The sequence below is a fragment of the Duganella vulcania genome, assembly GCF_009857655.1.
GTDB lineage: Bacteria > Pseudomonadota > Gammaproteobacteria > Burkholderiales > Burkholderiaceae_D > Rugamonas > Rugamonas vulcania.
The window spans coordinates 16,014-27,001 of sequence record NZ_WWCX01000086.1; the positions used below are offsets into that span (position 1 = coordinate 16,014).

Sequence of the window (10,988 nt, forward strand, 5' to 3'; positions counted from 1 at the left end):
TTCATCCGAAAGGTGACAGAAATGGACAATTCCCTAGGCAAGAATGCGCACATCGACCGTTGGCAGAAGAACCGCCAAAAGGCTTTCAAGATAGTACCCGAGGATGGCAAGACCTTACGCTATCTGGGCAAGGATTTCCACGTTTTTCCCAACACCTTCTGGCCCTACACCGACAGCCAGCCGCTGGTGCGGGCGCTGCGCGTGAAGGCGGGCGACAGTGTACTTGATGTCGGCACCGGCTCCGGCGTGATCGCGGTATTCGCCTGCTACGCCGGCGCCGCCCGTGTGCTGGCCGTCGACATCAATCCCGCCGCGTTGAAGAGCGCCCGCCACAACGCCGAGGCGCACGGCTTCGGCGACATCATGGAGGTGCGCTCATCGAGCCTGTTCGACAGCGTCGGCGACGAGCAGTTCGACGTCATCACCGCCAACCTCCCCTTCCGCAACAAGGAGGCGCACGATGTGGTCGCCCGTTCGCAATGGGACACCGACTTCCATACGAATACCAGGTTCTTCGAGCAGGTCGGCAAGTACCTCAAGCCGGACGGCCGCATCTACTTCGCGCATTCCAATTTCGGTGCGGTGAAGGAAGTGCGCAAGCTGGCCAAGGAGAACGGCTACAGCATGCGCCTGATGGCCAGCGTGCGCGCCGACGAGACCAAGGAATTCTACGCCTTCCTCATCAAGCGATCGCCTCAAGCCAAGCCGGTATGAACGACGTGTACAAGACCATCGCCGGCCTGCGCGAGGTCGCGCATGCGCCGTGGCGCCTTGAGGTCAGGCGCGTGGCGGTCATACTCAGCAACTCGCGCTCGGGGTCCAGCCTGATCAAGCATGTGCTGGCGGAGCATCCCGACGTCGCCTCGCTCGACGGCGAGATGGAACCCTACCTGCCGCTCACGCACAACGGCTTCGGCATGAACTCCGACAGCGACGCCATCGACGCCCTGGCCCAGCCGGACGCACTGGCCGACAACCTGTTCGCCGACCTCACCGTCCCCAGTCCGGGCCTGCAGCCGCTGGATCAACTGAAGAGCCGATGGCGACGGCGCCTGCTGCTGCAGTTCCCGCTGTGCTTCATCGAGGCCGCGCAACAGCGCAAACTCGACGCGGCACTGGACGAAGCCATGCGCGGCAAGCAGCACACCGACGCCACGCTCCACCGCGCGATATTGACGGCCGTGTTTCGCGACGAGCCATGGCGCATGAATTTTTACGACATGCAGTCGTCATCGTCGCTGCGCGATTTCGGCCTGGGCGCCAGCGGCTACTACGACGAGCCGTTGAAGATCGAGGAACCGCCCTTCGTACTGCCGCGCAGCTTCCGCCGCGAATTCACCATCGACGATGCGGCCCACAAGGTCCTGCTGTTCAAGTCACCGAGCGACGCCTACCGCATCGGCATCCACGAACAGCTGTTCCCGCGCGCCGACATCCAATACATCCACCTCAGCCGCGGCTATGCGCAATCGGTCAACGGCTTGATGGATGGCTGGCTCTCGCCCAAGGGCTTCTTCGCGCAGGACCTGGCGCGGGCCGGCACCACGCTGCGGATCCACGGCTACTCGGACGCCACGCCGTTCGGCCAGCGCTGGTGGAAGTTCGACCTGCCGCCCAACTGGCGCCAGTTCACCCAATCCACGCTGGGCGACGTCTGCCTGAACCAGTGGCTGGCGTCGCACGAAGCGATCCTTGCCAGCCGCGTGCCGATGCTGCGCCTGCGGTTCGAGCAGTTCATGGAACGTCCGGCGGCACAGCTGGAACGCATAGCCGCATGGCTTGGCCTTTCCGACCTCTCGCTGCCAGCGCGGCTGCCCGTGACGATGGCCACCGACATCCCCACGGCGCAGCGCTGGCGCAAGCGCGAACAGGCCTTGCTGGACATGGGCCGGCACCCGCCGGTGCGGGCCATGATGGAGCGGCTGGGCTACACGATGGATCCGGAATCATGGACTTGACTAATCATTTGCTGGTGCCGTTCCTGATCGGCCAGCGCCGCGACGGCCTGCGGCGCGTCGCTGAAGTCGACCGGCACGACTGGGACGTCGTCGATGTGCCGGATTTTACCGAGACCTCGCTGGCTGATCCGAACGAGAAGCTGCGCAGGATGGGCCGCATCTACGCCGACTTGGCGCAGCGTGTCGAACAGGTCGCCGACGCGGGCAAGGTCCCGGTCAGCATCGCCGGCGACTGCATGTCCTCGCTGGGCATGCTGGGCGGCCTGCAACGGAGCGGACATGCGCCGGAACGGATCCTGTGGCTCGACGCGCATGGCGACTTCCATACCTGGGCAACCACGCAGACCCAATACCTTGGCGGCATGCCGCTGGCCATCCTGGTGGGGCGCGGCGACCGCCGCAAGCATAATCGCGACGCCATCGGTGCGATGCTGGCGGCCATCGGCGTCACGCCCTACCCCGAACATCGGGTGATCCTGTCCGACGCGCGCGACCTCGATCCGGGTGAGCTGGAGGCGGTGCGAAGCTCCGGCGTCGTGGTCTGCCCGATCGACCGGATCGGCGAGCACTTGAGTCCCGACGAGCGCCTCTACCTGCACTTCGACAGCGACGTGATGGACGCCGAATCGGAAATCCCCGCGCTGAAGTATCACGTCAAATCGGGGCCCAAGTACGCGGACATCGCGGCGCTGTTCCGTTCACTGCGGGGGCATAACATCGTCGCGGTCTCGGTATCGGCCTGGCACGAGGAAAAGGACCACGACAACGCGGCGGCGCGCGCCTGCCTGGCGCTGCTGCACGAATTGCAGCCACAAGACGGGCAGTGAATAGGACGCACCACGCGCTCGACCACGCGGTTCCAGATGTGCATTTTCTTCAAGTGACAATTCAATAGATTGTTGGCTATGGCCCACGTGTAAAGTGGAAAAAACCCAACTTCAAAAAGTCGGAACCGACGTTAATTGTCCCGGGCAGCCTCCATCTTTTCGATCGCGAATTGGATTGATATCCATATGCCATTCAAACCGAATGGCGAATCTACTTATAGGTGACTCATTTAACATCTAGCGAAGGATAATGACGTGGCGATCTTACAAGAAAGTGGCGCGAAGCAGCTTCTTTTTTTACGCGCATTACATCTTTTTGGACGAAGCTTGGGGCGGGCCGATACCGTGCTTGACCAGGCAGATGTATCACTCATTCATGCTTCAATAAGATGGAATGGCAAGAGCTGGCTATTATTCGACCACAGCCGTAACGGTACTTTTGTTGACCAGAAGGTAGTCGTACCGAACGGCTGTGTTGAAATTAGCGAAGGAAAGACCATACATTTTGGACGTGACAGGCGACGCAGTTGGACTGTCATCAATCTGGACCCTCCACGTCCGCTGCTGTTACCGCTAGATTCACTAAACCAGCCAATCAGCTTACGGGAATTGCATTTTTTGCCTAGCGTGGATGAGCCGGAAGTAATGATATTTTTGGACGATGGCGGACAGTGGCTATGGGAGGACGATATGGGCATCTATGAGCTAAGGGACGGCGATGTGTTGACCTTGGGGCGGCACTCCTGGCGGTACATCAACGGCATGTTTGCTGAAGAGACCGTCAAGCTCGATGTCGGCTTGGCATGCGAACCGCCGAAGATTTTGTTTTGTTTCGATGTCAGCCAGAACGAGGAGCACGTTGAGCTGCGCATTCAGACCGGTCGGGGCGAGGCGGCGCTGGGCGAGCGCAGCCATCATTACAGCATACTGACGCTGGCGCGCCAGCGCCTGCTCGATGCACAACGAGGCTTTGATGTGCGTAGCCAAGGGTGGCTGGCAACTGAGCACCTTGCCGAAATGCTGAGGCTCGAACCCAAACATTTGAATATGCAGCTGCACCGCGCGCGTCATCAAATCAGTACCGCGCTTCCTGCTGAACGCTGTTGGGAGCGATTCATTGAGAGGCGGCGCGGTGAATTACGCTTTGGTGACTTCAGCTTCCAGATTATGAGGGGTTCCCGATTGGAGGCCAGGTTCGATCCGCTTCAAACAGTGCCGGGATAATTCTGCGAGTGTTTGAAGCGCCGCTTATTTTGTTAGTAGTTAGTATGCGTAGCTGAGCACAATAATATTGGCCGTTATCCTCCGTTGATCGCTGTTATTTAACGTGGTTGAGTGCCAATTGCGGTCTGAGTAAAGTCAGTCTTTATGACCGGACTTCACTCAGGCCGCATTGCCATCTCATTTTCCTCAATTAGCTGGCTCCATCGTTGTCAGCATCGCTCGACGTCACTACCGTGTACTTGAGCTGCTGGGCGAAGGAGGATACGGCCACGTATTCAAAGCGCGGTGTCAAGAGGACGGTGAACTGGTGGCTGTCAAGTTTCCCAAAACAGACCAGGATTCCCCTCAATTTGACGATGAGATTACGCTTCACCGACAATTGGCGCACCCACAACTGGCCGCCTTATTGGATTGGGGCGCGCACTTCGCTGTATTCGAATTGCTCCATGGCCGCACGCTGCGTGAGCATCTGATCAAGGAAGGGGCGATTGCTGCGATCACCGCGCGTGCGCCGATGTTGCATGTCCTGGAGGCGCTGACTTATCTGCATGAACACGGCGTCGTACACTGTGACGTCAAGCCGCATAACATCATGATCGCGGATGATGGGGCCAAGCTATTTGACCTCGGTAGTGCGCTGATGATGGCCCCGGGGGCGCCAGGCGGCAGGCTGTTTTCTCCCGCTTATAGCGCACCGGAACAATTACTCGGCGCCCCGCCGAGCACCAAATTCGATTTATATGCCTGGGGACTGGTGTGGCTCGAATGTCTCACCGGGCAGCCGGTGTTCGCCGGGCCAAACGTGGAACGATTGTACCGGCAACAGGTCGCCGATGGTGAGGTGCCGCTGCCGGCCCCGTTGATCGGGCACCCGTTGGGCGAGTTATTGCGGACCGTATTGCATAAGGATCCCCGTCAGCGCGCTGGTGACGCCCAACAGCTCTATCGGCAGCTGCTGGACATCAACTTGCGAGATATTCCGCGCGGCGCCGGCGTTGGCACTTACAGATACGACCAGTCCACCCAGCCTCTGCCAGCCCGTTCCGACGTGACGGGATAGTTGGATTGGGCTGGCGGCACTCCCGCGACGTCCTCCAGGTAATAATAGTTCGCTGGATTGAGACCGGAAATTGACGAAATACGCCGCACCAAAGGCCGCCACGGCAGCGTGCTTGTTCGGTTAGCTCCGCCACCCATTTTGTCGAACGTAACATGATTCGTGTGGATCGCTTCGCTCAACTCGGCTGACTTGGTCTGCACTGCGCACGGGGCGTCAAACAAGGTGCCCCAGTCGGACAGATGTTCCCGCGCCAGTTTATAGATCAGTTCCGGCACCGGGGCCACGGTGGGATCGGCTTTGCTGGCATCGTACATGCCGTCTGATGTCCTGTTGCCTGTCACTGTACCGTGACGTCCCCGGCAAGCATAAAGCTGATAGCCCTTGGGTTGCATGCGGCCTGCCTGGAGCTGCAGCGGGTCGGCGCGTTGATTGTGGTCGGCTAACGTTTTCCACGTCGCCCCTAGTTTGAACGGCGGTTGGTCTTCCTGGCACTGGCGCGCGTTGGGCCGGGGGACCAGCGCCATGAAGCCGGGATCAAGGCGTCCCCCCACATGGTCCCAGGCATAGATGCCGGTGAAATTGACGACGTTCGGGGGCAACTGGGTCAGGATGCCATACCATTCGCCTGAACCGGGAACGGGGTCGATCGCAAAGATGTTGACGGTCACGTCCCGGCGACCGTAGGCGTACAGGAACCAGGCCGCCATGATACATTCAGCCGCGCCCCGGCTATGGCCAATCAGATTGTATTGCTCGGCGCCGCTGGCGGCCGCAAGATTGGCGCCGTGCAGGGCGAGGGCGACGGCGGCCCATCCATTAATCTGGCTTGGGTAGGAGAACTGGTTACCGCCTGAGTACGACTGGGCGTACTGGCGCAGATCGGGTGGCACATGGAGCGGGCCGTCAAGCTTGAGCGGCTCACTATCGTCCCGAGGGGAGGCCCAATCGTTTTCACCGACGCCGCGGACGCTGGCGCTGGCACGACCGGGCTGGAGCGTACCCGTGATTTCCTTGTGGATGCGAACCGGGATGTAGCCGGTGTCCGGGGTGTAGATGTCGCGGTCGCTTTCCTTGCGCGACTTTTCTCCCTCATCGCGGGTGCAGGCGGTGCCGCTGAAGCAAACGGTATAGACAGACATGCTGGCGTCCTTTCTGGCAATGGCTTAATCGAAGCCGGCCTGGCAATCCCATTGAGCGACCGGCGACAGGATGTGACAGATGGATGGGTGTGGATGCTGCAGTCCCGCAATCACGTTGAAGAATCCTCCCGCGAAGTCCGGATGGCTTGGTATCGGTCCGTGGTACATGCTGCGTTGAATGGGCTGAGCCTGGTCCGGCATGGAGCGGCGCACAGCTGTGTGGTGGTGGCGTGTCTTCATGATGTCCTCGCGTGGGTTGATTGGGGGGCGCGTGACGCATCGAAATTCCACCGGCGCCTGGCCAAGGCCGCCGGCCGGTGGAACCCCGTCCCCCCCCCGGTCAGACCGTGCGGGGACGTGCGTCAGGGCGCAAACATGCGCTTACAGCAGGGCGCCCGCGACTTTGGCAGCATATGGGGCGACGGTGGAGGCCACGCTCTTCAGCGTATCCCACCAGCCCGATGCCTCGATGCCGCTGGCGTCGGAGATGGCGCCGGCGCCGGCCATGGTGCGATGCACAGGGCTGGCCTGCATAGGCATGCCGATGTGCTGTTTGCTCGAAAACTCATAGTTCGCTTTTTTCATGATGATTCTCCAAAGTGAGGTTGAAATATGGCTGGATTTCTCCACGAGGGCCTCTTGAGGCGGACCAGCCGCCACCTCCGCTGCTCCCCCGTGTCTTCCTGCCCGGCGCAATACGCCGGATATCAGAAGCTGGTTGCCGCCCAGGCTTTCGGATCGCCTATCGTCACGGGCATCACGTCGCTCACGTCTATCGTGTAGCGCACGATGCGCCATGCGCGCTGATCGTTCTCGGGATCGAAGAAGGCCAGCTTGACGTCCCAGCAATCGGAATCGAGACGGCAGAAGGGGCTCTTCTCCACGGCGATCTTGGCCAGTTGACGCGAATGCCCGTTGTCGTCCGGTGTCAGGTTTTCCGCGAATACGGTGATTGCCTGGAAGGCGTTGGTGGCGGCAAAATTCATGGCCCGTTCCGAAGACGCGGTGCCGAGATTGCGGAAGTCGTAGTAGATGCGGTTCAGGAACTCGCGCAGGCCGGTCTTCAGCTTGTCGTCCTTGTCGGTGAGGTTGGCCGCCTTCATCGCAGTGTCGATCAGCTTGTTCACGTTCCAGTAGTAGAGGCCACGCGGAACCACCGAGATCACCGGCACCACCTGGCCGGAATACAGCCGCACCGTTTTGCCGGTGAGGTAGCCGGGAATGGAAACACGCTCGACATAGCCGTCGGAATCCGGTTTCGCCACCTGCCCTTCCAGGGCGCCCACCAGCAGGCCGTACGTGTCGCGTGCGAAGGGCTCGCTTGGTTCGATCGCATAGATGGGGGTCAGGTCGATGTTGAGCGTCCAGATCAACATGCTGGATTCGAACTCGCGGTTTTCCAGATAGGCCAGCAACTGCTCAGGGTTGTAGGGGCTCTGGCCGGCAGGCATCAGCTGAGTGAAGCCGTCGCGGCGGGCTTCGGTGCCGAAGTCATAGCCGATTTTCCCGAGGGCGTAGACCAGCGACGACGATGACGGCTTGCATCCGCATGCGCCGGACGGAACGATGCCGCTGGCGCCGGATGGAACGATGCCCGTGGCGCCGGCGGCCACGCTAACGATGCCGGCGGAATCCGCGGGCGCCTCGGCCGGCATGGCGGCCACCGCGTCCAGGGACCCTTGTGGCTCCAGGCTCGACGGTGTGAGCGATACTATGGATGGGACGCCGGTGTCGGCGTCTGTTTGTTGGTGAGTCATAGCACTTCCTCCATTGAATAGGTGAACGTAGGCCTGTTGAATATTCAGACGCCCGGCCAGGAATCGGCGACAGTCCGACCCCCAGCGGGGATCGCATGGTGAGGCACTCGCGAGAAGTGCCTCACGCACCTGGTTGGGAGAGGCGGGCATGCCTCTCTTCCGTTGTATAGAGAGCAGCAGGGCGGCAACTGCGGACACGAGTGGGGTGGCGAAACTGGTGCCCGTCAGGCGAGCGCTTGCGCCATTGGCCTGGGCACCGAGTATGTCCTGTCCAGGCGCGAGTATTCCTTGCGTGAGGTATTCATTGCCCCAGTTACTGAAATCCATAGGCTGGCCGTTACTGTCCATGGCGCCCACGGCCAGCACATGCGGCAAGCTGGCGGGAATGTGGCGGCATTCGCAGCCGTTATTGCCGGCCGCCGCGACAACGAGTATGTCTTTGTCATGGCACTCCCGCACGATGTCGCGCAGCGATGTGTCGGCTTCATTGTTGGCGGCGACGAGCTGGCCGCCGCTGATATTGATCACCTGGACCTCGTGGTCGATGGCGATGCGCAGCGCGTTGACCAGGTCTCTTTGCGAGACACGATTGCTGGGGCCGGCGGAAAAAATCGGGATCGAAATGCCTTTGCAGCCAGGAGCCCAGCCTTGAATGCCTCCGTCTCCATCACCTTCGCCGAAGATCTTGCTGAAGATGTGCGTCGCATGGTTTGTCGTCGCACCGCCAGCCGCACCGGCGGCTCCAGTGGTGATGGATTTGATGTCAGCCGATTGCAGCGAGGGATGAGACAAGTCAGGCACCCCATCCAGTACCGCAATGCGAATATCTGGCGACCCCTTCGAGTCCTTCCAAAGCTCGGCCAGTCCGTTGATCACATGCGTGTTCATCACAGGTTCCCATCCATAGAGTGCGTTTGATGGATGAATTGTAGACAGGACAACATGCAAAAACGACCACACCTGATCACAGGTGGGCACTGTGGATAACGGACAAGGTCAAAAATATTTTCAAAAATCGCTTGCTATTCAATAGGACACGATCTATAGTGTGGTCATGGGCGCTGCAAACAGCGCCGGATAGTAGAAGTAAGTAGCTTGCGATTAAATAGTTAATTATCCTCACTCACTGAAAAGGAATCATCATGTCGATCCAACAAGTTCTGTACCGCGCAAACGCAAAAGCAACCGGTGGCCGCGAAGGCCGTGCTGTTTCCTCCGACAACGTGCTGGATGTGAAGCTGACCACCCCGAAAGAACTGGGCGGCGCCGGCGCCGTCGGCACCAACCCTGAGCAGCTGTTCGCTGCCGGCTACTCGGCCTGCTTCATCGGCGCGATGAAATTCGTTGGCGGCCGCGACAAGATCGCCGTGCCTGCGGACGTTTCGGTGGAAGGCACCGTCGGCATCGGCGCCATCCCTACCGGTTTCGGCATCGAAGTGGAACTGAAAATCTCGCTGCCAGGCCTGGACCGCGAAACCGCTGAAAAGCTGGTCGCCGCCGCCCACGTCGTGTGCCCATACTCGAACGCCACCCGCGGCAACATCGACGTGACCCTGACCATCGTCTAAGCGATACAGTCAGCGAACGACAGGCCGGCCCCTCCTCCGAGGCGCCGGCCTTTTTTCACATACAATCGGTGTTTTGATACGCATCGGGACGCGCAATGATTGAGTGGCAATGGCTGGCCTTTGAAGACATCCCCCGCCTGGACTGGTATGAAGTGCTGCTGCAACGCCAGCAGGTGTTCATCCTGGAGCAGACCTGTTTGTACCCCGACATCGACGGCTGCGATCCGCAGTGCCACCACCTGATGGCGTGGCGCGAGATCGACGGCAAGCGCACGCTGGTCGCCTACCTGCGCTGCGTGCCGCCTGGCGTGAAGTACGACGAGATGTCGCTGGGCCGCGTGCTGACCACGCAGGCCGCGCGCGGCAGCGGCATCGGCCGCGAGCTGCTGGCCAAGGCGATCCCGCTGGCCGAGGCGCTGCATCCCGGTTACGGCTTCCGCATCGGCGCGCAGGCGCACCTGGAAAAATTCTACGGCGGCTACGGCTTCAGGAAGGTCACCGAGCCTTACGACGAAGACGGCATCCTGCACATCGACATGGTGCGCTAGAAGGTCAGCATGAAGCGCGCGCCGGCGCTGACCGAGCGCGCGTAACGCACCGTGCCGCCATTGGCGTGCACCAGGTGCCGCACCATCGCCAGGCCGATGCCCCGGCCCTGCTTTTTGGTCGAGAAGAACGGCGTGAAGATGTGCGCGGCCAGCGCCTCCGGCACGCCGGGGCCGTTGTCGGCCACTTCGATGCGCAGGCGTCCGCCCCGGCTCAGGCGCGCGCGCACCTGCGCTTCCGGCGCCTTGCCGGTGATGGCTTCGGCGGCGTTCTTCAGCAGGTTGATGAGCGCCTGCTCCAGCTGCCCCGGATCGATCATCACCGCCAGCGACGCCGGCTCCACCGAAAACGACACGCGCCCGCCCCGCTCCTGCCACTGCGGCGCGATCAGCATGGACAGGCGCTCGAACAGCTCCTCCAGCAGCACCCGCTGTGGCTGCGCTTGAGGCACGGTGGACAGGCTGCGATAACTGCCGACGAAATCCACCAGGCTGGCGGCGCGGCGCGAGATGGCGTCCAGCGCGGTGCCCAGGTCGGCGTGGATATCGGCCGGCAGGCCCGCCGCCGCTTCATCCAGCAGGCCGCAGGCGGTGCGCGACAGCGAGGCGACCGGCGTCAGGGAGTTCATGATCTCGTGGGTCAGCACCTGCACCAGTTCACGCCAGGCGTTCAGGGCTTCGGCTTCCAGTTCGCTTTCGACCGGCATCAGCGCGGCCAGGCGCTGGGGCGCGCCCTGCATCGCCAGCGCGGAGACGGCGACCAGCGCGCGTTCCACGCCACGTTCGGTGTCAAAGCTGATCAGCTGTCGCTGGCCGGCGGCTTGCGCGGCCAGCAGCTGGTGCAGGTCCTGCGGCGCGCTGGCCCGCCCGGGGGCGAGCAGGCGGCGCGCGCTGGCGTTGAGCGGTGCCA

At 61.5% G+C, this 10,988-nt stretch carries 12 protein-coding genes; 7 read left to right on the forward strand and 5 right to left on the reverse strand.

Translation table 11 applies throughout. The annotated features are described in order from the left end of the window. The first annotated feature begins 21 nt into the window (after positions 1–21). The 5 genes from GTP90_RS28260 (at position 22) to GTP90_RS28280 (ending at position 5,069) form a co-directional block, all read left to right on the forward strand. Positions 22–714, forward strand: coding sequence for a methyltransferase (locus GTP90_RS28260; protein ID WP_161086635.1), 693 nt, complete (start codon positions 22–24; stop codon positions 712–714). Then, on the forward strand, positions 711–1,958 hold the full coding sequence (locus GTP90_RS28265; protein WP_161086636.1) for a sulfotransferase: 1,248 nt from the start codon (positions 711–713) through the stop codon (positions 1,956–1,958). Before GTP90_RS28260 ends, GTP90_RS28265 begins: the two co-directional genes overlap by 4 nt. Then, entirely contained in the window at positions 1,949–2,785 is an 837-nt protein-coding gene (locus GTP90_RS28270) for an arginase family protein (RefSeq protein WP_254452090.1), read from the forward strand. Before GTP90_RS28265 ends, GTP90_RS28270 begins: the two co-directional genes overlap by 10 nt. A gap of 255 nt (positions 2,786–3,040) precedes the next feature. After that, on the forward strand, positions 3,041–4,009 hold the full coding sequence (locus GTP90_RS28275; RefSeq protein WP_161086637.1) for an FHA domain-containing protein: 969 nt from the start codon (positions 3,041–3,043) through the stop codon (positions 4,007–4,009). Between the two features lie 169 nt (positions 4,010–4,178). Then, complete coding sequence (locus tag GTP90_RS28280) at positions 4,179–5,069, forward strand: serine/threonine-protein kinase (protein WP_161086638.1); 891 nt, start codon at positions 4,179–4,181, stop codon at positions 5,067–5,069. Here the strand turns inward: GTP90_RS28280 and GTP90_RS28285 are convergent. The 4 genes from GTP90_RS28285 to GTP90_RS28295 all read right to left on the reverse strand — a co-directional run bounded on the left by GTP90_RS28285 (position 5,012) and on the right by GTP90_RS28295 (position 8,853). Then, positions 5,012–6,208 (reverse strand): Tat pathway signal protein, encoded by a 1,197-nt coding sequence (locus GTP90_RS28285; protein WP_161086639.1) that lies wholly within the window; start codon positions 6,206–6,208, stop codon positions 5,012–5,014. The genes GTP90_RS28280 and GTP90_RS28285 overlap by 58 nt on opposite strands. A gap of 24 nt (positions 6,209–6,232) precedes the next feature. After that, complete coding sequence (locus tag GTP90_RS28290; protein ID WP_161086640.1) at positions 6,233–6,448, reverse strand: hypothetical protein; 216 nt, start codon at positions 6,446–6,448, stop codon at positions 6,233–6,235. 141 nt (positions 6,449–6,589) lie between these two features. Next, positions 6,590–6,793, reverse strand: a complete 204-nt coding sequence (locus GTP90_RS36495; RefSeq protein WP_175048267.1) for a hypothetical protein — start codon at positions 6,791–6,793, stop codon at positions 6,590–6,592. Positions 6,794–6,915: 122 nt separating this feature from the next. Beyond that, positions 6,916–8,853, reverse strand: coding sequence for a PatA/PatG family cyanobactin maturation protease (locus GTP90_RS28295; protein ID WP_161086641.1), 1,938 nt, complete (start codon positions 8,851–8,853; stop codon positions 6,916–6,918). 254 nt (positions 8,854–9,107) lie between these two features. Here GTP90_RS28295 and GTP90_RS28300 point away from each other — a divergent pair, with 254 nt between their 5' ends. Continuing rightward, the gene (locus GTP90_RS28300) at positions 9,108–9,533 is read left to right on the forward strand and encodes an organic hydroperoxide resistance protein (protein ID WP_161086642.1); all 426 of its coding nucleotides are present in this window, start codon (positions 9,108–9,110) and stop codon (positions 9,531–9,533) included. Positions 9,534–9,628: 95 nt separating this feature from the next. Further along, a complete protein-coding gene (locus GTP90_RS28305; protein ID WP_161086643.1) occupies positions 9,629–10,081 on the forward strand; it encodes a GNAT family N-acetyltransferase in 453 nt (150 codons plus the stop codon). Here GTP90_RS28305 and GTP90_RS28310 read toward each other — a convergent pair. Beyond that, positions 10,078–10,988 (reverse strand): sensor histidine kinase (locus tag GTP90_RS28310; RefSeq protein WP_161086644.1); only part of this gene is annotated, 911 nt, incomplete at its 5' end. The two genes, GTP90_RS28305 and GTP90_RS28310, sit on opposite strands and share 4 nt — an antisense overlap.

Excerpts from the sequence above, each read along its gene's own strand:
- GTP90_RS28260 (WP_161086635.1), top strand. The coding sequence starts at position 22 with ATGGACAATTCCCTAGGCAAGAATGCGCACATCGACCGTTGGCAGAAG.
- GTP90_RS28265 (WP_161086636.1), top strand. The coding sequence starts at position 711 with ATGAACGACGTGTACAAGACCATCGCCGGCCTGCGCGAGGTCGCGCAT.
- GTP90_RS36495 (WP_175048267.1), bottom strand. The coding sequence starts at position 6,793 with ATGAAAAAAGCGAACTATGAGTTTTCGAGCAAACAGCACATCGGCATG.
- GTP90_RS28295 (WP_161086641.1), bottom strand. The coding sequence starts at position 8,853 with ATGAACACGCATGTGATCAACGGACTGGCCGAGCTTTGGAAGGACTCG.
- GTP90_RS28285 (WP_161086639.1), bottom strand. The coding sequence starts at position 6,208 with ATGTCTGTCTATACCGTTTGCTTCAGCGGCACCGCCTGCACCCGCGAT.
- GTP90_RS28290 (WP_161086640.1), bottom strand. The coding sequence starts at position 6,448 with ATGAAGACACGCCACCACCACACAGCTGTGCGCCGCTCCATGCCGGAC.
- GTP90_RS28270 (WP_254452090.1), top strand. The coding sequence starts at position 1,949 with ATGGACTTGACTAATCATTTGCTGGTGCCGTTCCTGATCGGCCAGCGC.
- GTP90_RS28300 (WP_161086642.1), top strand. The coding sequence starts at position 9,108 with ATGTCGATCCAACAAGTTCTGTACCGCGCAAACGCAAAAGCAACCGGT.
- GTP90_RS28305 (WP_161086643.1), top strand. The coding sequence starts at position 9,629 with ATGATTGAGTGGCAATGGCTGGCCTTTGAAGACATCCCCCGCCTGGAC.